16 protein-coding genes are annotated in these 22,236 nt (G+C 54.6%); 1 reads left to right on the forward strand and 15 read right to left on the reverse strand.

Annotated elements, in window-relative coordinates; translation table 11 throughout:
- Positions 1-142: 142 nt before the first annotated feature.
- The 5 genes from ldtD to cmoM all read right to left on the reverse strand — a co-directional run bounded on the left by ldtD (position 143) and on the right by cmoM (position 9,403).
- Positions 143-1,960, reverse strand: a complete 1,818-nt coding sequence (gene ldtD, locus AAIE03_RS10925) for a L,D-transpeptidase (protein WP_019106196.1) — start codon at positions 1,958-1,960, stop codon at positions 143-145.
- A gap of 169 nt (positions 1,961-2,129) precedes the next feature.
- Positions 2,130-6,596 carry a chromosome partition protein MukB gene (gene mukB, locus AAIE03_RS10930; protein WP_014593329.1) on the reverse strand — a complete coding sequence of 1,489 codons (4,467 nt, stop codon included), beginning with the start codon at positions 6,594-6,596 and terminating at the stop codon, positions 2,130-2,132.
- The gene (mukE, locus tag AAIE03_RS10935) at positions 6,593-7,318 is read right to left on the reverse strand and encodes a chromosome partition protein MukE (RefSeq protein ID WP_014606188.1); all 726 of its coding nucleotides are present in this window, start codon (positions 7,316-7,318) and stop codon (positions 6,593-6,595) included. Before mukE ends, mukB begins: the two co-directional genes overlap by 4 nt.
- Positions 7,299-8,621: a chromosome partition protein MukF gene (gene mukF, locus AAIE03_RS10940; RefSeq protein WP_013025250.1), complete on the reverse strand. Its 1,323-nt coding sequence runs from the start codon at positions 8,619-8,621 to the stop codon at positions 7,299-7,301. The genes mukE and mukF overlap by 20 nt, the downstream gene beginning before the upstream one ends.
- Positions 8,618-9,403, reverse strand: a complete 786-nt coding sequence (cmoM, locus tag AAIE03_RS10945) for a tRNA uridine 5-oxyacetic acid(34) methyltransferase CmoM (RefSeq protein WP_024470932.1) — start codon at positions 9,401-9,403, stop codon at positions 8,618-8,620. Before cmoM ends, mukF begins: the two co-directional genes overlap by 4 nt.
- A 125-nt stretch (positions 9,404-9,528) precedes the next feature.
- Here cmoM and elyC point away from each other — a divergent pair, with 125 nt between their 5' ends.
- Positions 9,529-10,305, forward strand: coding sequence for an envelope biogenesis factor ElyC (gene elyC, locus AAIE03_RS10950; protein ID WP_041930732.1), 777 nt, complete (start codon positions 9,529-9,531; stop codon positions 10,303-10,305).
- Between the two features lie 97 nt (positions 10,306-10,402).
- Here the strand turns inward: elyC and kdsB are convergent, their stop codons facing one another.
- The 10 genes from kdsB to aroA form a co-directional block, all read right to left on the reverse strand.
- Positions 10,403-11,152, reverse strand: a complete 750-nt coding sequence (gene kdsB, locus AAIE03_RS10955; protein WP_013025247.1) for a 3-deoxy-manno-octulosonate cytidylyltransferase — start codon at positions 11,150-11,152, stop codon at positions 10,403-10,405.
- Positions 11,149-11,331 carry a Trm112 family protein gene (locus tag AAIE03_RS10960; protein WP_013025246.1) on the reverse strand — a complete coding sequence of 61 codons (183 nt, stop codon included), beginning with the start codon at positions 11,329-11,331 and terminating at the stop codon, positions 11,149-11,151. The genes kdsB and AAIE03_RS10960 overlap by 4 nt, the downstream gene beginning before the upstream one ends.
- An 85-nt stretch (positions 11,332-11,416) precedes the next feature.
- On the reverse strand, positions 11,417-12,634 hold the full coding sequence (locus AAIE03_RS10965) for a winged helix-turn-helix domain-containing protein (protein WP_014593326.1): 1,218 nt from the start codon (positions 12,632-12,634) through the stop codon (positions 11,417-11,419).
- A gap of 24 nt (positions 12,635-12,658) precedes the next feature.
- Positions 12,659-13,660 (reverse strand): tetraacyldisaccharide 4'-kinase, encoded by a 1,002-nt coding sequence (lpxK, locus tag AAIE03_RS10970; protein WP_014593325.1) that lies wholly within the window; start codon positions 13,658-13,660, stop codon positions 12,659-12,661.
- Complete coding sequence (gene msbA / locus AAIE03_RS10975; RefSeq protein ID WP_013025243.1) at positions 13,657-15,405, reverse strand: lipid A ABC transporter ATP-binding protein/permease MsbA; 1,749 nt, start codon at positions 15,403-15,405, stop codon at positions 13,657-13,659. Before msbA ends, lpxK begins: the two co-directional genes overlap by 4 nt.
- Positions 15,406-15,439: 34 nt before the next feature.
- The gene (locus tag AAIE03_RS10980; protein WP_014593324.1) at positions 15,440-17,695 is read right to left on the reverse strand and encodes a DNA internalization-related competence protein ComEC/Rec2; all 2,256 of its coding nucleotides are present in this window, start codon (positions 17,693-17,695) and stop codon (positions 15,440-15,442) included.
- A gap of 202 nt (positions 17,696-17,897) precedes the next feature.
- On the reverse strand, positions 17,898-18,182 hold the full coding sequence (gene ihfB, locus AAIE03_RS10985; RefSeq protein ID WP_003849360.1) for an integration host factor subunit beta: 285 nt from the start codon (positions 18,180-18,182) through the stop codon (positions 17,898-17,900).
- Between the two features lie 82 nt (positions 18,183-18,264).
- Positions 18,265-19,938, reverse strand: coding sequence for a 30S ribosomal protein S1 (gene rpsA, locus AAIE03_RS10990; protein ID WP_026021040.1), 1,674 nt, complete (start codon positions 19,936-19,938; stop codon positions 18,265-18,267).
- Between the two features lie 122 nt (positions 19,939-20,060).
- Positions 20,061-20,741, reverse strand: coding sequence for a (d)CMP kinase (cmk, locus tag AAIE03_RS10995; protein WP_014606194.1), 681 nt, complete (start codon positions 20,739-20,741; stop codon positions 20,061-20,063).
- 191 nt (positions 20,742-20,932) lie between these two features.
- Complete coding sequence (gene aroA / locus AAIE03_RS11000; protein ID WP_014593322.1) at positions 20,933-22,219, reverse strand: 3-phosphoshikimate 1-carboxyvinyltransferase; 1,287 nt, start codon at positions 22,217-22,219, stop codon at positions 20,933-20,935.
- Positions 22,220-22,236: the final 17 nt, after the last annotated feature.

The raw sequence follows: 22,236 nt of genomic DNA on the forward strand, positions 1-22,236 counted from the left end.
ACGTACTGGCGAACCATAACTTTATGGCGGTAGCACGTCAACCCATTATGGGCAAGTTTGGAAGGCGGCTCCGGATAAAGCCGCCTGAATGACAGGACTGAATAACGGACATACCGTACGACTAACGATTGAAAATCAACTATTAGAGTAATAACTGCTGCGCACGGCTTAAGACCTGGCTCGCCGAACGCGCCGTATTATCATAATTGTAAATATCTGTACGGAACTGCGTTTTGCCGTCATCCGCAACCCAGGCCGTTAAATAATACAAGTTAACCGGGATGCGATGCCGAATGGGTACATAGCGCGTATCGCCCTGCTTGAGCGTGTCAGAGATACGCGCGTCATTCCAGCCGACATCCTGCAACAAAATACCGGCCAGTTCCGAAGCTTTATTCACGCGCACGCAGCCCGAGCTGAGCGCACGAATATCGCGCTGAAACAGATTGTGGTTCGGCGTGTCATGCAGATAAATCGCATCCGAGCTTGGCATATTAAACTTATAGCGACCGAGTGAATTGGTTTGCCCCGGTGCCTGACGTATGCGGTAAGGGAAGGATGAGGCTGACACCATACTCCAGTCAATCATGCTGGGATCGATGACTTCGGAATCGGCGCTCCAGCCAGACAGCAGCGTGTATCCATGTTTATACAGATAGGTTGGGTCCTGTTTCACCTTAGGAATAATGTCCTGACGCACCAGATTGGTCGGCACATTCCAGGGCGGATTCAACACCACATTATTTAGTGCGCTTCGCATCAACGGCGTTTTACGATCTGGTCGTCCCACGATGACCCGGGAGGACAGCACTTTAGTGCCGTTGTTGTAATAATTCAGCGAATAGTTGGGGATGTTCACCATAATGCCGTTGTGCATATCATCCGGCAGCAAACGCAGCCGCTGGATATTCAGCGCCAGCAAGGCCGCACGCTGTTGAGGAGAGACATTCAGCCATTCCCGTGTACGCAGGCCAATCGCCCCATCGGCGTCCAGCCCCTGCCACTGTTGAAAGCGTTTTACCGCCGCGACCAGCTCATCGTTATAAACATTCACACTGCCGGGCGCAGCGGGAGCATTCTGGACGTTACCCTGAACACCGGGTGCCGCAGCAGGTATATCGTTAACCGTGACGGCCGAAGGGCTGACGGCGACAGGCTGCTCGCTGTGGCTGACGGCAACGGGTGCGGTGGGAACGGCATCCTCATTGGGCGCGGGTGCGGTTACCTGTGCACTCAGCATGCCGCTGCGGCGAAGAATTTCCCGCAACGCCGGCACATCGTCACTGACCTGTCCAGGTCGTAGCGTGTCGCGATTTTTAATTTGTGGCCAGGGTTGTTTATCTTCAAGCAGGCTTTTCAGGGCCTTATGCATGAGTGGATACTGCGGATGCTGCGGCACCAGTGAATTAACAAACGCCGCCGAACTGCCCGCATTGACGGCATTTTGCCAGGCATTGATCACGGATACAGAAGGCACAGCCAGCTTGTAGGGCGTGGTGCTGTACAGCCAGGTTTCTCCCTGGGCAGGCACCGAGGAGACAAACTGCAAATAGCCCAGCATCGCATCAGACAACGTGACATCACGGGCAAAGCCTGTGATATCAGGATCGGTCAGGCGATCGACCCAGCGGGTAAACTGCGGCTGCACGCCGGAGAGGGCAACCTCCGCCAGCTGCTGCTGAAATTTCTGTACGGCTTCATGATCCTGCCAGATCGGCTGCATGTTACGCGCGGCGTAGAGCGCGGCCAGAGAAGCACCGTAAAAAGGCTGGCTGTCGCCTGAAAACGCCTGGCGAATCTTCTGCTGACTCTCACTGACGGATGTGGTGGCGTACGCCGCGTGCGTACCGGGCATCGCGGCGATGATCGCAGCCTGAGCCATTGCACAGGGAATGAGCGTGAGCGCTAGCGTCAGCCACGAACTAACCTGATGAATTTTGAAGCGTTTATACAGTAACATCCCTGCCCCCTTCATTGATCTACCGCGCAGCCTGTCAGGAAACAACTGCGATCGGGCTGTTACTCATATTATTGAGTATACAAATAAAAACGGCATTTGCCTCCTGTGACAAATGCCGTTACCAGATTAACTAATGGCGCTGTTTTTGACTATCTCTGCATCGTGAATATTATGTCGTGGTTTCGCTCGCCGGATCGGCTTCGCTGCTGCGTTTTGCGGGCAGTGGATCGGCCGCGAAGCCCCGCAATCCTACCACGTGAACGTGCTCGGTGTTGTTAAACACTTTACGCATCAGTTTATAGGTGGTGCCCTTCTCCGGACTGATATTTTCTGGCGCCGCGATTACTAGTTGCATCTCCAGTCGCTCACAGAGTTCAAACAGGGTCGCGATCGAGCGCGCATCCAGACGTGCGGCTTCATCCAGGAACAGCAGACGGCAAGGCGAAATATCTTTACCGCGCAGGCGACGTGATTCCTCTTCCCAGCTCTGCACCACCATGACCAGAATTGACATCCCCGTACCAATGGCCTCACCGGTGGAAAGCGCGCCACTTTCGGCACGCAACCAGCCATCTGAACCCCGGTTGACCTCGACTTCCATCTCAAGGTAGTTACGGTAATCCAGTAGCTCTTCACCGATGGTTTGTGGTGTACGCTGCCCCATATCAATATGCGGATTCAGACGCTGGTAGAGTTTAGCCAGCGCTTCCGAGAACGTGAGTCGGTTGCTGTTAAACAGATCCTGATGCTGTTCGTGCTCTTCAGACAAGGTGTCCAGCAGCATGGCATGCGTTTCGCGCACGTTGACGTTCAGCCGGACGCTGCGCACCTGACCAAAGCTCACGGTTTGCAGCCCCTGATTCAGCTGGCGGATACGGTTCTGTTCACGCTGAATCGTTTTACGAATAATATTCGCGACGCTGCGTGAACTGATAGCCAGGGTCTGCTCGCGGGCCGTCAGCTCTTCCGTCAGTCGATTGAGTTCAATCTCCATCTGCTCGATGGCTTCAACCGGATCGTCCGTGCGAATGATATCCTGGCGGATACGTTCGCGCAGATGTTGATACACGGCGATGAAAAACTGAATCTTACGTTCCGGGCGTTTCGGATCTTCAGACAAACGCAGCACATCGCGCAGATGTTCGTTATCGGCCACCGCCAGGCGCAGTGCGCCCAGTGCCTTATCCGACATGGAACGCAGTTCATCGCCACTGAGATAAGCCAGTTCACGACGATGCAGACGACGTTCAACACCGTTATCTTTCACCAGACGCAGCACCAGGCACCAGCCCGCCTTAGCACTCACCACCTGTTCGCGGTTCTGGTGATAGTTACGTTCAAGCTGGCGCAGTTTTTTCTGCAGGTTGTCCATTTCTGCTTCGCAGAAAGTGAGCTGTTTCTCCAGCTGATTACGGCGGGCGCGGTTGTGACTTAACGCCGTATAAAGTTCATCGCGGCGGATACGCGCGCGTTCTTCCGCGCTGGCATCGGCCTGAACACCGATATCCTGCATTTCCTGCTGCAACTCTTTCAGCATATCGCGCTTGGCATCATAGGCGCTTTTAAGCGATGCCAGCACCTGAGAATATTGCGTCAGCTGCGACTGATGGCCGCGCAAACGCTCACGACAGCGGCTGCGCTCGGCTTCTGCCTGCTCCAGCCTTTGACGCAGTTTGTCGCTGAGATCGTTGTTGCCGCCCAGCATGCTGGCAGAGTCGTCATAGCCGAAATGCGCACGACGCTGCACCACTTCTGTCAAGGCAAACGCCTGCTGACGCGCGTTACGTTGCTGTTGCTGCGCCTGCTGGTAATCCGCCTGCAACTGCTCATGCTGTTCAGGATCGCTTTGCAGTACCGCAAGCATCGGCTCCAGTCTGGCCAGTTTTGCGCCATGTAAATGGAGGAAACGCGCGGCCTCCTGTGCCTCTTCAACCTGCTCGCGAATCTCCTCACAGCGATCCGCCAGCGTCTCATCCCGCAGCAGACTGATGCGCGGCAGCAGGCGGTTAAGCTGTGCAACGCCCTCTTTGGCCAGTTCATACTGCTGACGCTGTTGCTGATTATTACTTTCATGCTGATTGAGCGCACGTTCCAGCTCACCGCGACGGGCGCCGAGCTGACGGATTTGCGCTTCTGGGTCATCATCAAAGGCCACCGCAAGATGGCTGCCGATAAAGCGACTAAATGACTGATGCAGACGTTGCGTCTTTTGTACGTCAAACGACAAGGTGGCGTAACGTTCCGCCAGCCGGTCGCGCTCGTTATTGAGTAATTCAAGCTGGTTTTCGCGCGCCGCCCGACCAAACAGCGGGATTTTCGGGAAGCGGGAATAGCGCCACTGACGCTCGGCGACTTTTACCACGACGGCGTTCTGTAGCTCGTCTACGCTAAACACGCTGTCATCAAACGACTGCGGATCCCCTTCGATCAGGTACAGATCTTCCGGACACTCTTCTAAGCCATCGAGTTGCTCGCGCACCAGCGACAGATCGGGTACGACAATGGCGTGGCGCGATGGGCCGTACAAGGCAGAAAAGTAAGGCGCATCGTCCAGCGTTACGTCATCATAAATTTCCGACAACAGTACGCCGCCAAATCGCTCAGCCAGCTGATTCAGGCGAGGATCTTCGGCACCGCCCGGTTGGCTGAGGCGTTCAATCTGCTGCTCAATTTCACGCTTGCGGGCTGCGACTTCGTCACGCTCAACGGTGGTTTCACGCTCGCGCTCCAGCAGCTGCTGCATGTATTCCGTCACATCCTGACTGTTGGCCAGGTCCTGACCGGTTTGCTCACTGAGCTGAGTCAGGATTTCTTGCGCGGCCAGCCAGTGCGGCGCGCGCGCGGTCAGCGCGGTGATACGTTCGCGCAGTTGCTCAAGTTCCTGACGCATCATCATGCGCTGTTCGCCCGCGTCTGCCACGCTGCTGTTCAGCTGCTCGATTTGCGCTTCAAGCTCACGCTGAAGGCCTTCCAGCGCGTCAGGATCGTAGTGCTGCCCCTGACGTTTACAGAACTCTGCCAGCAGACGCTCGGCTTCCTGCTGCTCACGCAGGCGCTGTTCGAGTTCATTCAGGCGCAGGCGCAGGGAGGAAAGCTGATCGGCATGGTGACGTTGATTGCTGGCATCGCGCAGCAGATCGCGCCCGACCTGCCAGGCTTCTTTGCGGCTAACCTCACCGGCAATGCTGGTGACCAGTGATAACGCCTGTTCAAACTGGCTGTGGGCGGCTTCCGCTACACTCAGCTTCTGCTCCAGATTCAGCAGTTGCCCGGTGGCTTCTTCTTCTTTGGCCTGGAAACTGGCCTGCCATTCGGCGGCATTATCGATGGTTAAGTCTGGCAACTGACAAAGCGTGCGGGCGCGTTCCAGCGCCTGTAATGCCTGTTGATACTGAATAGCACGGGTTTGCTGCACATCCAGCGCCTGCTGAAAATCGGCCAACTGGCTCTTCAGCTCATCCACTTCCAGTTCTGCGGCTTCGGCACGGGCCTCATTTTCTTCCTGGATTTCGCGCGCTTCAGCAACGACTTCGCTCTGCTCTTCCAGACGGATCGTAAGATCTTCAATATCGCTGTCATAGCGCGTAATTTTTTCCTGCTGGCGCATCGCCGTCTGCACCAGATTCAGGTGATCGCTCGCCGCCTGATAATCGACTTCGAGATCGTTTTCTGCCCCGCTATGTTCGGCCAGCTCACGCGCCATCTCTACATGGCGGTACTGTTCAGAAGCCAGCTGTTTGCGACCGCTGAGCAGTTCATTGCGCAGCTGTAAGGCGCTGTCGAGGTGGATGCGTCGCTCGTTGGCATGACGCATATAATCCGCCGACACATAGCTGGTGGCCTCAGAAATAAGGTGCTTAAACAGGTCACGATCCGACTGGGTGACGCGGATCGCTTCCAGCGTCATACGGTTCTCGCGCAGCGCCGCTTCCATATCCTGAAAGGCTTTACGCACGCCGCTGTTTTCCGGCAACAGATAATCACGTAGCGAGCGGGTAATCGCACTGGAGATACCGCCGTAAAGAGAGGCTTCAATCAGGCGGTAAAACTTGCTGCGATCGCTGGCCGAACGCAGACGACGCGGGACAACGCCGAGATCAAACATCATGGCGTGATAGTCGGTGACCGAGCTGTACTGACGGAACTGAACGCCTTCCAGCGCCTCAACGCGTTCTTTTACCTCATTAAGCGGTAACACGCGCGCCTGGCGGCTGTTGAGGATTTCCGTCAGCATATCAGTAGGCAGCGTATCTGTAGGTAAACCATGAATACTGAAAGGTTTGATATCGACTTTCTTATCGCGTCCGGCGATCTGCTGCAGTCTGACGCCCGCCACCACGCGTTGGTGACGTGAATTGACGACGTCCAGCATGGCATAGCAAACACCGGCACGGAGTTTACCGTGCAGGCCTTTATCACGTGAGCCTGAGGTCGCGCCCGCTTCGGTCGTGTTACGGAAGTGCAGCAGCGTTAAGTCAGGGATCAGCGCCGTTACAAAGGCCGCCATGGTGGTTGACTTGCCTGCCCCGTTACCGCCCGACAGCGTGGTGACCAGTTCATCGAGATCAAAGGTTCGGGCAAAAAAACCGTTCCAGTTGATCAGCGTTAGCGAACGAAATTTGCCGCGTTCAATCATGCCTGTTCTTCCTCCGCGATATCACCCGCATCGCTGTCATTCTCATCACTGTCATCAGCCTCAGTCGTGGCCGTGGCGTTATCCAGCAACATTGCCTCACCGTCACGAATCAGGCGCAGCTGCGCTTCCCGCGGATCGTCACCGCTGCGCACATCGGCGCCGAAGCGAAAAACGGACTCGATAATACGGAACTTGCTGCTGTCGTTGCCAAAAAACCACACCATGCCAAGACGGCGCAGGCGGCTTAAAGACGCACGCATTTTTTCCTGCAGCTTGGCGCGATCGAGATCTGAGCCGGTTGAGCGCTGGTTAACCAGTTTCAGCAGTTTACTTTCATCCGCCAGGGACAGCAGCTCGTCATAAAGTTCCTGCTGGGTAAAAATGCCTTCATTCGCCAGGCGTTCCGGGCTGAGATAGAGATAGCAAAGGATTTTACCGACCATCATATCCAGCTCAGACAGGACAGAACGGGGAATGAGCGTGGTTGAACGCGGACGCAGATAGAAGAATCCCTCTGGCGCGCGAATCAGCTCAACGTTGTAGCGGGTGTAAAACTCTTCCAGATACTGCTGGTAATCCATCAGAAAAGCATGATTGTCCAGCTCTTCGATACCAATGTGGCGTCCGGCGCGTAACTGGCTGTCCAGCGCCGGAAAAATCGGATTTGCCAGTGCCTGTGCCAGTTTAACCGGCATCACTTGTTCAATATTTGTCGATGACATGTGCCTGCACCTTGGCTCCGTAATCATTAATGGCTTGCCATTCCACAGGCAAGCCGGCTAAATCGGCTTCCGCTACGCCGAGCCGCACGGCCTGATCCACCACAATACGCGCCAGGTCAAAGTGACGCGCGCGTGGATATTGAGCCAGATAGTCGCGCATCACAGCGGCGAGGTTGAGCGGTTTTTGCTGCGTTTTATAAATCTCTAAGGCTTCTTCAATCATGGCCGCCAGCTGCTCGCGAATTTCATTGAATTCTTCAAACTCCAGCTCGGCCGGCAATTCGCCCATAACTTCGTCATTGCGCAGCGTCAGTTCGTCGTCACGCATATCGTAAAGACGTTCGGCGTTGGCATAGGTGAGCGCCCAGGGCGCATCAAAATAGTTCTGCACAGAAACACGCAAACGCTGGGCGAAAACGCGGTTTTTGTCCATGTCGATGGCGGTACGAATGAATTTATGCACGTGGCGATCGTAGCCAATCCAGAGATCGATGGCCTGCTGCCCCCAACTGGTAATGCGATCGAGTTTGCTTTGCAAATCGAAAACCAGTTTGTCGACAAAACCCAGATCCGGGCTGTCCAGCGTGGCATCCTGAATGCGCAGCAGATTTTCCTGCAGCTTATCGCCCGCTGCCTCCAGCGTATCCTGCAGTTCACGCAGCGTACCTGAGGTTTCCGACAGCAACATTTCACAGCTCGAAATCGCGGCTCGCCAGTCTTTGTTCAGCAGTTCGGCAATATCCGTCTTAACCGCCTGCTGTTGCTCATCCATCAGGCGCTGCGTCATATCGATACTGTCGAAAATTTCGGCCACCGAATATTTCAGCGGCGCGAACACGTTGCGGTGCCAGTGAAATTCATCGCCGTTTTCCTGAGCCGCATCCGCGGCGCGCTTCAGCTCCGCCGCCACGATAGAAAGCTGCATTGACAGGCGCAGCGTGGAGAATTCCCGCTGGCGAATATAGTAATCAGTGATGCCAATGGCCAACGGGGTCAGGCGATAAATCGCATTGCCCTCGGTTAACTCACTGGTAAAGCGGTTTAACAGGCGCTGGCGCACCATATCGTTGATGGCGTTGTTGGCGCGTACCAACACCGTTTCACTGGTTTGCTCAAAGGCTTTGCTGACGTGACGAAACGCATCAATCAGGTCACCTTCGCTCATTTCACCGTCCATGCGTTCGCCATTTAGCGTGGCGATGGCCAGCAAAAAAGCCAGACGTTCAACTGGCAGCGCAAGCGAGAAGTCATTCTTGCGCGCCCAGGATACCAGCTCCGGTACCGTCTGGGAAAATTCACTCATAATTCGTCCTTCTGCCCGGGTTTGCGCGCGGTCACGTGGATGTAACGCCCTAAGCTTAAAAAGGGTTCCTGGCGGCAAAAGCGCCGCTCCATCTCAATAATTTCGTCGTCGCTCTTTGGCTCGCCTTTAGGCGGCTTCATATAATCGCTGAATACGCGAATCCCGGCACGCCGTTCAATCTGAAAACCACAGTTCTCCAGCCAACGATACACGTCATCGGGATCGCGGGGATAGTCCGGTGACAGCGTGCGCTTCTTGCGTTTGGTCAAGTTAGTGCGCAGATAACCAAAGTTGCCCAGCGTCAGGGTGCGTAATGTTAACCCATGCAGGTTGTAAAACATCAACGACAGCACGCCGCCGGGGCGCAGTGTATCAAACAAGGCTTTTAACACCGCTTCAGGTTCCGCAACCCACTCAAGCACAGCGTGAAACAATACCAGATCCACCGGCTTATCCAAATGTTCACCGACCTGCTGCGCGCTAATTTGTTTGAATTGCATGTTGTGGCTCACACCCAGCACATCCGCATTTTCCTGGGCACGGCGTAACATCTCTCCGGAAAGATCGCACAGCAGTATCTGGTGGCCCCGCCCAGCCAGCCCGCTGGACATCTGACCGATGCCGCCGCCCGCATCCAATACGTTCAGCGCGGAGGATGACAGGCTGGGAAGAATCGTTTCCAGCTCATCCCATAAGATGGCCTGACGCACCAGGCCTTTGGTTGTGCCGTAAATGTTTTGCGAAAATTTATCCGCGAGATCGTCAAAGTTACGATCCTGCATGGCGTGGGCTCCGGTATGCTGCGGTGAAACATATGCTATTTTGTCACAGGTACGGTAAGAATGAAGCTTTGATACCATTCTTGCGCTCTGGCTGCTGTTTTTTCGGACAACAAGAGGTTTTTTACATGGTTTTTATGCTGAAAAAGGCCGTCGGTAACCTGTTGCTGCCCTTGCCTTTTCTGCTTTTACTGATGGCGGCAGGCATTTTACTGCTTTGGTTCAGCCGCTGGCAGAAAAGCGGCAAAATACTCATCTCGGTGAGCTGGCTGATAATATTACTGATTAGCCTACAGCCTGTGGCAGACCGCCTGTTATTGCCGGTGGAGTCGCGCTATTCGACATGGAATGGTAGCCAGAAAGTGGATTACATCGTGGTACTGGGTGGAGGCTATACCTACAATCCTGCCTGGGCACCCAGCTCAAACTTGTTGAATAACAGTTTGCCTCGCGTGACAGAGGGCGTGCGTCAGTGGCTGCGTAACCCGCAGGCAACGATGGTCTTTACCGGTGCTGCTGCAGGGCACAATCCCAAAAGTAATGCGTGGGTGGCCGCACAGGTCGCCGAAAGCCTTGGCGTACCTGACGCTCATATTCATATTCTGGATCAACCCAAGGATACTGAGCAGGAAGCGCGGGCGGTCAGCGCAGTGATCGGGCATCATTCCTTTTTGCTGGTCACATCAGCGAATCATATGCCGCGTGCCATGCGTTTCTTCCAGCAGGCAGGGCTTAACCCGATTGCCGCACCGGCGAACCAGTTGGCAATTACCTCCCCGCTCAACTGGTGGGAGCGGGCTTTTCCTTCTCCGCTGTGGATGGGCCACAGCGAACGCGCCATCTATGAAACGCTCGGCAGTGCATTGCAACGCATTAATCCCCCCACCGAAACACCCGCTTCGTAACAGCGTTGAAGGATGCGCACGACGCCGCGCGCATCCTTCAATCGGGTAATCAGAAGAGCGGAGAGCCGTAGTCACGCCCTGAACCTGACGGATGACCTCAGCCGCGCATGGCAGCGCGCACACGAATCAGGTCCTCTGGCGTATCGACCCCAACGCCCGGCACCGTTTTTGCTACCGCTACGTGAATCTTTTCGCCGTACCACAGCACCCGGAGCTGCTCGAGTAATTCAATCTGCTCAAGGGGACAAGGTGCCCAGTCGATGTAACGGCGAATAAAGCCTGCCCGGTAGGCGTAAATGCCAATGTGCCGGAGCAGCGTATCGCCGATGCGATCGCGTGATTCCGCATAGCGCTCGCGGTCCCAGGGAATGGTCGCACGAGAAAAATACAGCGCATAGCCTTTGGCATCCATAACGACTTTCACGGCGTTAGGATTAAAGGCTTCTTCTGCATCGGTAATGGGCACGGCCAGCGTCGCCATACCGGCCTCAGACTGCGCCAGATTATTCGCCACCTGGTGCACGATTTCGGCCGGGATCATAGGCTCATCGCCCTGAACATTGACGATAATTTGATCGTCTGCGAACTGATACTTCTCAATCACTTCGGCAAGGCGTTCTGTGCCTGAATGATGATCGGCGCGCGTCATGCAGACTTCGCCTCCCGACGCTTCCACTGCGCTGGCCACATCCGGGTGATCGGTCGCCACGATAACCCGGCTGGCACCGGATTCGCGCGCGCGTTCCATCACATGTACCACCATCGGCTTGCCATGAATATCGACCAAGGGTTTACCGGGTAGACGGGTTGAGGCATAACGAGCAGGAATGATGGCAATAAAACTCATGGATGGATCTCTTCAACCGACAACGTACGGGCTTCGTTTTCCAACAGGACCGGAATGCCATCGCGCACCGGAAAAGCCAGTGCATCGGGCTTGCAGATCAGTTCTTGCTGTTCGTTGTTGTAATACAGCTTGCCATTGCAAACCGGGCAGGCAACGATTTCGAGTAAACGGTGATCCATATATCCTCCATCACGGACCGATAGCGTAAGCGCTAAAGCATATCACAGCGTTGATAAGAGCGGGTAAACCACACCGGTTGTGGCATCACGAATTATCCAGCGTCCACAACCGCGGCCAGTGTGCCCGCAATGCCGGAGGAGCCTGCTGTAACACGACCGTCTCTGCACCCTGCCAGCGCGCGAAACGGGTAATTGCCCGTTGTGCATCCTGGAGAAAGGAGGTGGTGACAGAGACGTCGTGCTCCAGCCAGATATTTTTGATCTCCAACTGACGTGACGCGCGAATCATTCGTGCATCCAGCCGGGCTTTAAGCTGGCCACGATGCAGCAAAGGTAAAACGAAGTAACCGTACCTGCGCTTTTCGGCAGGCGTGTAGCATTCGATACGGTAGTCAAAATCAAACAGTTCTCGCGCCCGCTTTCGATCCCAGACTACGGGATCAAATGGGGATAACAGCGCGGTGTGCGTCGCTTTCAAAGGCGTCGTTAATCCGGGCAGCGCGCTCTGGTGCAGCCACATCGCGCCCATCCCCTTGACCTCGACCGGAATAATGTCTCCCGCGACCTGCGCCGATTGGATAAAGGCTTTGATCGGTGCCTGTTTCAGCCGGTAATAATCGGCCAGCCATTCACTGCGAAAAATCCCCAGGCTGCGCGCACTGTTCATCAACATCAATCGGATCGCTTCATCCTCGCCGATCGCGTGGATCGCATCCTGCCAGTCCGGCATCACCCGGGTGCGTAAATCGTAGACTCGCTGAAAATTTCGGCGCTCTGCTACCATCAATTCACCTGCGCTAAACAGATTTTCGAGATGCCGCTTGTGCGGTTTCCACGCCCACCATCCCGGTTTATGATTTTTTTCGGTGGCAAAATCGGCCGATCTGACGGGGCCGTTATCGCGGATGTAGGTCAGTAAATCGGCCATCTCCTGCTGATACTCGGCAGCCCATTGCGCACTGTATTTCCAGCCCAGGCGTTCGGGCGAGAGCATGCGATGTCGCAGTAATTTGTAATCGTTGCGCGGAATAAAGCAGGCTTCGTGGGCCCAGTACTCAAAAATGTCCCCCTGAGCCAGGGATGTATCCAGCCAGGATTGAGGGTAATCCCCTAAACGACTAAACAGCACCAGATAAGGGCTTCGGGCAACCACATTGATGGTGTCGATTTGTAGTAAGGCCATTCGGGTAATACAGTCTGGAATGTCCTGCTGACGCGCCCGGCGGGCTGCCGGACGGAGCAGCCCCTGAGCTGCGAGGTGGATGTTACGTGCCTGCTGTCGCGAAAGTGAATGTATGCTCATTCTCTTCCTTATCAGATGGGGAGGTTAGTACTTTGCCCGGTGTGCAGACGTACGGCAAAGGTTTTCTATATCCTCTAACAGCAAGGTGGCTGCCTCGGCGTGCAGTTGTGCATCAACCGGCAGATACCACCACGAGGGTTGTGCGAATGCCCGGCACTTTACCGCATCTTTTTCGGTCATCAACAGCATCTGCTCAGGCTGCAGCAGACGTGAAAGTTCTTCTTCGCTGTAAGCATGGTGGTCGGCAAAAGCGATTTCCGCTACAGGCGTTAACCCCTGCTGCTTTAAGGTATTAAAGAAGCGTGGCGGATGACCAATTCCCGCCATAGCAACAACGTTATGAAAGGTGCTGAGCGGGCGTTGTTCCCCGCTCAGCAGATGCGTCGCCTTGCCCGGGCGCAGTTGCATCGCAATTTCACCTGCCTGCGGTTCGCCGCCATTGACGATAACGGCATCCACCGTTTTGAGACGTGAAGCGCGTTCGCGCATTGGGCCAGCAGGTAACCACCAGCCGTTGCCGAAACGGCGCACGCCATCCACCACGACAATCTCCCGATCGCGCTGCAAAGCGTAATGCTGCAGACCATCGTCAGTCACAATCAGATCCAGTTCGTGATGCTTCAGGAGAAGGTCAATGGACTCACGGCGGCGCGGCGCAACGGCCACGGGCGCAGCCGTGCGCTGGGCGATCAGAACGGGTTCGTCACCCGCCTGTTCAGTGGCGGTTGCGGCAGTGACCTGCAATGGATAATGGTCTGCTTTACCGCCATAGCCTCGTGAAATCACGCCAACACGCAGGCCGCGTTGTTGCAGGGCCTCTACCAGCCAAATCACCACCGGCGTTTTGCCGTTCCCGCCTGCGGTTAAATTCCCGACCACCACGACAGGCACGGGCGCACGCCAGCTTTTGCGCCAGCCGCGTTGAAAACTGAAGCGGATCAATGCCGTAATCGCCCCGTATAGCACACTAAGTGGCCATAGCAGTACCCATAAAGGCGATCGCCCGCTCCAGATGCGCTCAATCATTGGCCAAATTGCATTTTATGAAGTTGGGCATAGGCGCCTTTTTCCGCAAGGAGCACGGCATGCGTGCCGCGCTCGATAATTTTGCCCTCTTCCACGACCACAATTTCATCCGCTTTTTCGATAGTCGACAGGCGGTGTGCAATCACCAGGGAAGTACGGTTTTTCTGCAACTCATCCAGGGCTGACTGAATAGCACGCTCAGATTCCGTATCCAGCGCCGAAGTGGCCTCGTCAAGAATCAGGATAGGACAGTCGCGCAGTAACGCACGCGCAATGGCGATACGTTGACGCTGACCGCCAGACAACAGGACGCCGTTTTCGCCGATAACCGTATCCAGCCCTTTATCCATTTTATTGATAAAATCCATGGCATGAGCCATGGTCGCCGCTTTTTCAATCTCCTCACGGCTGTACTGCTCGCTGCGCGCATAGGCAATGTTATTGGCGACGGTATCATTAAACAGGTGCACATTTTGCGACACCAGCGCGACCTGATTACGCAATGACGATAAGGTGTACTCGCGCAAATCGTAGCCATCCAGCAAAATGTTGCCCTGCTGAATATCATAAAAACGGGTCAGCAGGCTTGCCATGGTCGATTTACCCGAGCCTGAACGCCCCACCAGGGCTACCGTTTTGCCTGCCGGCAGCGCCAGATTAATGTCTTTCAAGGCAGGCGTTTCACGGCCCGGATAGGTAAATGTCACATTACGGAACTCGACATCCCCTTTTGCGCGGGTAATTTCACGCTTACCGTTGTCAATTTCCTGCTCGCTGTCCAGAATGGAGAACAGCGTCTGGCAGGCCGCCATACCACGCTGGAACTGAGCATTCACGTTGGTCAGTGACTTCAGCGGGCGCATCAGCGCAATCATGGATGAGAACACCACAGTGATCGTACCGGCGGTCAAGGTATCCATCACGCTGGGGAAACTCGCCGCATAAAGCACAAACGCCAGCGCCAGCGAGGCAATCAGCTGAATAACCGGATCGGAGATCGAGGACGCTGACACCAGCTTCATACCCTGCTGGCGCATACGGTTGCTGACCTTGGCAAAACGCGCCGATTCGATTTCCTGTCCGCCAAAAATCAGCACTTCTTTATGCCCTTTCAGCATCTGCTCGGCACTGGTTGTCACCTGCCCCATGGTGTTTTGCATGGATTTGCTGATGTTGCGGAAACGCTTCGACACCATACGAATGGCAAAGGAAACAATGGGGGCGAGCACGATGAGAATCAGCGACAGCTGCCAGCTGTAATAGAACATCATGATAAACAGGCCGATGATGGACGCGCCTTCGCGCACGACCGTGACCAGTGCGCCTGATGAAGACGATGCAACCTGCTCCGAGTCATAGGTGATACGCGAGAGGAGCGTACCCGTAGACTGCTGATCGAAGAAGGCCACCGGCATGCCCATCATATGACTGAACAGACGCCGACGCATGTTCATGACCACATTCCCGGATACCCAGGAAATGCAGTAGCTGGAAATATAGCTACTTACGCCGCGAACCAGCATCAAGCCAATAACTGCCAACGGCATCCACAGCATCACGGACCTGTCCGCTTTACCAAAGCCGTCATCCAGCAAAGGCTTCAACAGGGAGAGCATTAACGTATCGCCTGCGGCATTAATAATCAGGGCCGTAGCCGCCACAATTAAGCCAGCTTTGTTGGGTGCGATCATCGGCCAGAGTCGACGGAATGTCTGCCACGTTGAGAGATCTTTATCTTGATGCATTATTTATTCACGTTGTTGGAAATAGCCGGCCATTCTACCTGGATTCGCGTTTGACGCCAAACCACTGATGATACCAACGGGGCATTAATTGTTCTCTGAGGGTAAAAACCTGCATTTTACCTTTACCAACTCTGATGCTTATCTGTCCAGATTGCCCTGTATCGAGCCAGTTATAGCCATATTCATGGTAATTACGTAATACAGGTTTAGCCGGCATTCGCCATGCATTGTAGCGCGCCAGAGAGGCAATCGCGGTGTGTCCGGCCACGCTACGAAGCAGTAATCGGGAGGATGACGTGCGGCTGCCATGATGGGGAACCTGCAAAATATCGGCTTTTAGCTGCTGCTTCTCCAGCCTGACCAACTGCTGCTCAGCCAGTTTTTCCAGATCGCCGGTCAGCAACAGCCGGACATTTCCGTCATCAACGCTCACCACGCAGGAGTCGTTATTTTCACCTTTATTGGGTGAACTGAGTGGCCAGAGCACGCTGAAATTTAGCTGCTTCCAACGCCATGTTGCTCCCCGAACGCAGGCCAAATGGTGCGTTCCCTCCAGGCTGCTGCGCACCTTTATCCCAGGCCAGCGTTGCAGAATGGCAGCGAGCCCGCCGGTATGATCGAGATGTCTGTGGCTCAGGATAACCTCCTGCAGTACCAGACCTTTATGTTGTAACCAGGGCGTAATCACGCGTGTTCCTGCATCACTGTGTTGCCAGCGTGGCCCCGTATCGTACAACACGGCCTCACGGCCCTGACTGATGACCACGCTCAAGCCATGCCCGACATCCAGCATATCAATGCGCCATTCCCTTTCCGGTTTATAGTGGCGGGAAAACACCATGGCCAGTGCGATAGCGCTGCAGCTCCACGGCAGGCTGAACAGTGCACCAGTGCGCCAGACCAGCAAGCCGCCCCACACCATGAGCATAAAAAAGGCTGCCCCCTGCAATGGCCACCAGCCCGGCGGCAACAGCGCCAGGCTGGTTAACAGAAAACGAAGAGAGCCATCTGCCGCCAGCCAAAACCAGGTGGAGAGTGCCGGCACCGGTAGCAGCATCGCAACCAGTATTAACGGCACCGTGACAAATGACACCACCGGGATGGCCAGCAGATTGGCTATCAGCGCCGTTATACTAATGCCGTTGAACAAGCCCGCCTGTAACGGCAGCATCAAAATCATCATGCCTGACTGCAGGTGGAGAAGCTGTATCGGTAACCAGCGGCGTGCGTGCCGAAAGCGCGCCGCCAGTGGGAACCAGTGGTACCAGGTCAACAGCATGCCCACCGCCAACACAGAAAGCCAGAAGCTGTCAGAGAGTACCGTAAGCGGGTCGACGGCAAGCAGTAAACCCACACACAGCGTCCAGACTTGCCAGCTACTCAACTGCACGCCAACGAAACGTGTTACAGCCCAAAGTGTCAGTGCCAGTAATGCCCGCTGCGCAGGTGCATGCGCCCCGGAAAGCCAGGTATACAGCGCGGCAAAAAGCCAGCCCATAATGACAGGATACAGATAGCTGACAGCGCGGGCCGGAAACAGAATCTGGCTTCCTCGTGCCAGTAACCACCCTGTCCCTGCTGCCAAAGCAATGTGCATGCCTGAAATTGCCATAAGGTGCGCGGTACCGGTCTCCCTTAACAGCTGTCGGGTCGCCTCGCTGAGGTTGTCCCGGATGCCAAAGGCTAACGCTTCAAGCGTGGCTGAGGCAGGCAAGTGGCCGTTTTGCTGACGATGGTGAGTGATAAATCGCCAGCGCACGCTGCAGGAGGCGTGCGTGATGGTCTGGGAAACAATACGGCCCTGCACGGGTGCATGATTCGCCATGGCGAAGCGCTGCGCATCAAACGCCCCTTCGTTGAGCCTGGCATGCACCGCTCTCAGCCTGAGCATCATCTTTCCACGCTGACCGGGGCAATACTCACTGGCGTTATCCGGCAACGAAAGCCACGCAAAGCGCGGCGGAAAGAGAATGTGATCGTCCACTTTTAGCAATCTGACTCTGATGCGCGAATGCGTCTGATGGACGTCCTCAATTTGCACATCAAACTTCCCCGGGGCAGCAATCATCATTTCGGTGTCTTTTACCAGTGATTGTGCATTAAAAAGCCCCCAGGCCGTGAACAGGAGCGCCACGCCGGCGATGCGGATCCTGCGATGAGACAAGGCAATCACGCAGACACCACTCAACAGCAGCACCAATATGGTGAAAGGGGAAGGAAGCCCGGGTAACACCAGTAAGGGTAACGTCGTGATCGCGGCGATTCTTGCCAGTAAAATCCATGTCAACATAATGCATCCCGCTCCTGTCGTGCCACAAGTATGCCGCACGACTTCTCAGGATAAAGCGCATTCGTTGTTCACCAGGTGAAGGATCGCAGTAAAAATCGGCCGTTGCAGCGAAGAGACATTTTTCTGGAAGAGAGATCCATCGCAGGTGACAGGCAAAAAAAAACGACATCCGGAGATGTCGTTTAGGCGGTTCGGTATCGGCTTAGCCGTAAATGTTTGCACGGTCACGCAGTTCTTTGCCCGGCTTGAAGTGGGGAACGTATTTACCTTCCAGATCCACTTTGTCACCCGTTTTCGGGTTACGACCGGTGCGCGGAGCGCGATAATGCAACGAAAAGCTGCCGAATCCCCGGATTTCAATGCGTTCGCCCTGTGCCAGCGTCGTGGCCATGTGCTCCAGCATTTCTTTGACGGCATCCTCAACGACTTTCGCCGGTATATGAGTATGCTGTCCCGCCAGCCTTTCAATCAGTTCTGACTTGGTCATGTAACCTCCGGTTAATCCCTACAGGAATGTATGACAGCTTTTACCGAAACCGGGCGAATAAATCCGCCCGGTGCAAGGTCGATTACTCGCCTTTAGCCGCTTTGAACGCTTCAGCCATAGCGCTAGAGAAGTTGCCTTCTTCCTGTTTGGTGTTAACAGTATTGATGGCTTCTTTCTCGTCAGCCTGGTCTTTCGCACGAACAGACAGGCTAACAACGCGGTTTTTACGGTCAACGCCGGTGAATTTAGCTTCAACGTCGTCGCCTACGTTCAGAACCAGCGTAGCGTCTTCGATGCGGTCCAGTGAAGCTTCAGAAGCGCGCAGGTAACCTTCAACGCCGTCTGCTAATTCAACTGTAGCACCTTTAGCATCAACTGCAGTCACTTTACCGGTGACGATGGCACCTTTCTTGTTCAAAGTGATGTAGTTGTTGAACGGATCTTCTGCCAGCTGTTTAACGCCCAGAGAGATACGCTCGCGCTCTGCATCAACCTGCAGTACAACGGCAGCGATTTCGTCACCTTTTTTGTACTCACGAACGGCTTCTTCGCCAGTCGCGTTCCAGGAGATGTCAGACAGGTGAACCAGACCGTCGATGCCGCCGTCCAGGCCGATGAAGATACCGAAGTCAGTGATTGACTTGATTTTACCTTCAACGCGATCGCCTTTATTGTGAGTCTCGGCGAACTGCTGCCATGGGTTAGATTTACACTGCTTCAGACCCAGGGAGATACGACGACGCTCTTCATCGATGTCCAGAACCATTACTTCAACCACATCGCCTACGTTAACAACTTTAGACGGATGGATGTTTTTGTTGGTCCAGTCCATTTCTGAAACGTGTACCAGACCTTCAACGCCTTCTTCGATTTCTACGAAGCAGCCGTAATCAGTCAGGTTGGTCACACGACCAGTCAGCTTGGTGCCTTCTGGATAGCGCTTAGCGATAGCCACCCATGGATCTTCGCCCAGCTGCTTCAGACCCAGAGATACACGGGTACGCTCGCGGTCGAATTTCAGGACTTTAACGTTGATTTCATCGCCAACATTCACGATCTCGCTTGGATGCTTAACGCGCTTCCAGGCCATATCAGTGATGTGCAGCAGGCCGTCAACGCCGCCCAGATCAACGAACGCACCGTAGTCAGTCAGGTTCTTAACGATACCTTTGACTTCCATGCCTTCCTGCAGGTTTTCCAGCAGCTGATCGCGCTCTGCACTGTTCTCAGATTCGATAACCGCACGACGTGAAACCACGACGTTGTTGCGTTTCTGATCCAGCTTGATCACTTTGAATTCAAGCTCTTTGCCTTCCAGGTGCAGCGTGTCACGCACTGGACGCACATCTACCAGTGAACCTGGCAGGAACGCACGGATACCGTTCAGCTCAACTGTGAAGCCACCTTTGACTTTGCCGTTGATAATACCGGTAACAGTTTCAGCTTCTTCGTAAGCTTTTTCCAGCGTGATCCAAGCTTCATGACGCTTAGCTTTCTCACGGGACAGCAGAGTTTCACCGAAGCCGTCTTCCACTGCGTCCAGAGCAACGTCAACTTCGTCACCAACCTGGATTTCCAGTTCGCCGGCTGCGTTTTTGAACTGCTCTGCAGGAATTGCAGATTCAGATTTCAGGCCCGCATCAACCAGAACGACGTCTTTGTCGATAGAGACAACGACGCCACGAACGATGGAACCCGGGCGGGTTTCGATTTCTTTCAGGGATTCTTCAAATAGTTGAGCAAAAGATTCAGTCATATTGATAATCTTAGGATTCTTCAATTTAACGTCCATCTGACTTCATGTCGGATGGGGTTGTTTCACATGCCCTGCACCGGATCCCTGGCACAGGGTTAATACAATTCGTTTAAACCAAAATGTTAAATGCCCAGCGTTTTGCGGGCATAATCTAACGCTTTATCAATAACTTGCTCGATAGACATCTGTGTTGAATCCAACACTAACGCATCTTCAGCAGGCACTAATGGCGCTATAGCGCGGTTACGATCGCGGTCGTCGCGCTCTTTTATCTCGGCTAAAAGGCGATCAAAGTTAACATTAAAGCCCTTGTCCTGCAACTGTAGCATACGTCGTTCTGCACGGACTTCCGGGCTGGCATCAAGGAAAATCTTCACAGGCGCGTCGGGGAAAACAACGGTTCCCATATCACGCCCATCGGCAATCAGGCCGGGAGCCTCGCGAAAGGCGCGCTGGCGGCGTAACAGGGCTTCACGCACGCGAGGAAATGCCGCAACGCGCGACGCGGTATTGCTCACTTCCTGGGTGCGAATTTCGCTGGTGACTTCTTCGCCTTCAAGGATGACCTGCATCTCACCGTTCTGTGAGATGAAGCGCACATCAAGGTGAGCGGCAATCGGCACCAGTCCTTCTTCAGATTCGATATCAACCTGGTGATGTAATGCAGCTAACGCCAGAACACGGTAAATCGCGCCAGAGTCCAGTAAATGCCACTGCAATGCTTCCGCCATCGCTTTGCACAGGGTGCCCTTTCCCGCACCACTTGGCCCATCAATAGTTATGACCGGGGCAGTTGCTGTCATTATTCCCTCCTGTTGCTGCGCGCATTTTGGCCAGTTGGCCATCACAAATGTCGGGCATTATACGCTGCCCTGCGACACGGCGTTACCCTTAAGAGAGAAGGTTAGGCGAAATTTCGTCTGAAAAAGGGCTTTTTGACGCGAGAAATGAGACAGGGAAAACGGCCCGGTGAAATACTCACCGGGCACAGGACTCAGGCGTTATGGCTAATTTTTGCCAGTTGCTCAAAATAGTCAGGGAAGGTTTTAGCAGTACAGCCCGGGTCAAGAATTGTTACGGGCGTATCTGATAACGCCACCAGCGAAAAACACATAGCCATACGATGGTCGTTATAAGTTCCGATGTCAGCATGCATCAGCTTAGCCGGCGGGGTAACACGGATAAAGTCGTGCCCTTCTTCGACGTCAGCCCCAACTTTACGGAGTTCTGTTGCCATCGCCGTCAGGCGATCGGTTTCTTTAACCCGCCAGTTGTAGATATTGCGCAGTTGGGTCGTGCCTTCAGCAAACAGCGCAGCAGTGGCAATTGTCATCGCGGCATCGGGAATATGGTTCATATCCATATCAATAGCCTGCAGCTTGCCCGCCGTACAGGCAATGAAATCGTCACCCCACTCGATGGTGGCACCCATTTTTTCCAGCACGTCGGCAAAACGAATATCGCCTTGCACGCTATGACGACCGATACCGGTCACGCGCACAGTGCCGCCTTTAATCGCGGCCGCCGCCAGGAAATAGGACGCAGAAGACGCATCGCCCTCCACCAGATACTCCCCCGGTGACTGATACTGCTGTTTTCCCTGGATCAGGAAATGCTGGTAGTGCTGATTTTCAACCTCCACGCCAAAACAGCGCATCAGGTGCAGGGTAATGTCGATGTAGGGTTTCGAGACCAGATCGCCTTTAATCGTGATTCGCGTGTCTTCCTGAGCTAACGGCGCCGTCATCAGCAACGCGGTCAAAAACTGACTGGATACGCTACCGTCAACGGTGACCTCTCCGCCCGTAAAGCCGCCACGCAGACGAACAGGTGGATAATCCGTATTCTCAAGGTAATCGATTTGGGCGCCGCCCTGACGTAGCGCGTCAACCAGATGCCCTATCGGCCGCTCTTTCATCCGCGGTTCGCCCGTCAGCACCACATCCTGCTCGCCAAGGCACAGCGCCGCAGCCAGCGGACGCATAGCCGTACCAGCATTGCCCAGGAAGAGTTCAACGGGTTGTGACGCCTGAAGCGGTCCGCCCTTTCCGGTAACGTCGCAAACGGTACGATCGCTGGAAAGCGTGAAATCGACGCCCAGAGCCTTAAGCGCATTAAGCATGTGCTTAACATCATCACTGTCCAGCAGATTAGTGAGTCGGGTTTTGCCGTTCGCCAATGCGGCCAGCAGCAGCGCGCGGTTTGAAACACTCTTGGAGCCGGGCAAATTAACCGTGCCATTTACGCGAGCAATGGGCTGAAGGGTCAGGGAATCTTGCATGTGAAACTCTATCCTCA

It is taken from the genome of Pantoea sp. Ae19-2 (genome assembly GCF_059801205.1).

Bases quoted from the DNA above. Each gene is read 5' to 3' on its own strand.
- ldtD (WP_019106196.1), bottom strand. From the start codon at position 1,960: ATGTTACTGTATAAACGCTTCAAAATTCATCAGGTTAGTTCGTGGCTG.
- mukB (WP_014593329.1), bottom strand. From the start codon at position 6,596: ATGATTGAACGCGGCAAATTTCGTTCGCTAACGCTGATCAACTGGAAC.
- mukE (WP_014606188.1), bottom strand. From the start codon at position 7,318: ATGTCATCGACAAATATTGAACAAGTGATGCCGGTTAAACTGGCACAG.
- mukF (WP_013025250.1), bottom strand. From the start codon at position 8,621: ATGAGTGAATTTTCCCAGACGGTACCGGAGCTGGTATCCTGGGCGCGC.
- cmoM (WP_024470932.1), bottom strand. From the start codon at position 9,403: ATGCAGGATCGTAACTTTGACGATCTCGCGGATAAATTTTCGCAAAAC.
- elyC (WP_041930732.1), top strand. From the start codon at position 9,529: ATGGTTTTTATGCTGAAAAAGGCCGTCGGTAACCTGTTGCTGCCCTTG.
- kdsB (WP_013025247.1), bottom strand. From the start codon at position 11,152: ATGAGTTTTATTGCCATCATTCCTGCTCGTTATGCCTCAACCCGTCTA.
- AAIE03_RS10960 (WP_013025246.1), bottom strand. From the start codon at position 11,331: ATGGATCACCGTTTACTCGAAATCGTTGCCTGCCCGGTTTGCAATGGC.
- AAIE03_RS10965 (WP_014593326.1), bottom strand. From the start codon at position 12,634: ATGAGCATACATTCACTTTCGCGACAGCAGGCACGTAACATCCACCTC.
- lpxK (WP_014593325.1), bottom strand. From the start codon at position 13,660: ATGATTGAGCGCATCTGGAGCGGGCGATCGCCTTTATGGGTACTGCTA.
- msbA (WP_013025243.1), bottom strand. From the start codon at position 15,405: ATGCATCAAGATAAAGATCTCTCAACGTGGCAGACATTCCGTCGACTC.
- AAIE03_RS10980 (WP_014593324.1), bottom strand. From the start codon at position 17,695: ATGTTGACATGGATTTTACTGGCAAGAATCGCCGCGATCACGACGTTA.
- ihfB (WP_003849360.1), bottom strand. From the start codon at position 18,182: ATGACCAAGTCAGAACTGATTGAAAGGCTGGCGGGACAGCATACTCAT.
- rpsA (WP_026021040.1), bottom strand. From the start codon at position 19,938: ATGACTGAATCTTTTGCTCAACTATTTGAAGAATCCCTGAAAGAAATC.
- cmk (WP_014606194.1), bottom strand. From the start codon at position 20,741: ATGACAGCAACTGCCCCGGTCATAACTATTGATGGGCCAAGTGGTGCG.
- aroA (WP_014593322.1), bottom strand. From the start codon at position 22,219: ATGCAAGATTCCCTGACCCTTCAGCCCATTGCTCGCGTAAATGGCACG.